We start from the raw sequence: 600 nt of genomic DNA, 5'->3' as shown, positions 1-600 counted from the left end.
GTATTGCGGCGATCGAATACACCTTGGCTCACGACGATGGCATTACACTGAAAGGCTTGGAACAGGCGGATATCATTCTGCTTGGTGTATCGCGCAGCGGCAAAACACCAACCAGTTTGTATATGGCGATGCAGTTTGGCTTGCGCGTGGTGAACTACCCGTTTATTGCCGAAGACGTCAAGATGATGCGTTTGTTGCCAGAGTTCGAGGTGCATCGCCACAAACTGTTTGGCTTAACCATCACGCCTGAACGTTTGAATGAGATTCGTGAGAATCGCCTGTCGGGCAGCGACTATGCCAGTGAAGAGCAATGCAAGTTGGAGTTGGACACGGTTGAAGCTTTATTCAGAAGAGAAGCGATTCCTTACATCAACACGTCGTCATTATCGGTAGAAGAAATTTCAACGCGCATTCTTGAGAGAGCCGGAATGAAGCGTCGTTTGTTCGGCTAGTCACTTGGATGAGAGGAGGTTGCTATCAACCTCCTCTTTGCATATTACTGGTTATCAATTATCAGCTTTTATGGTTGTTCCTTAGTAGTACTGGAACATCTTCTGAACGTCTTGATAGTTCTTCGTTTGCGTGAGTGACAACATCAGT

At 46.8% G+C, this 600-nt stretch carries 1 protein-coding gene; it reads left to right on the top strand.

Annotated elements, in window-relative coordinates:
• Window positions 1-452: kinase/pyrophosphorylase (locus R7Z47_RS25780; RefSeq protein ID WP_318130885.1), on the top strand; the 452-nt coding region annotated here is incomplete at its 5' end.
• Between the last annotated feature and the right edge of the window lie 148 nt (window positions 453-600).

Source organism: Vibrio sp. 1641, from assembly GCF_033339995.1.
GTDB classification, from domain to species: domain Bacteria; phylum Pseudomonadota; class Gammaproteobacteria; order Enterobacterales; family Vibrionaceae; genus Vibrio; species Vibrio alginolyticus.
The sequence above is the reverse complement of the archived record's forward strand: the minus strand, read 5'-3'. Positions and strand labels throughout refer to the sequence as shown.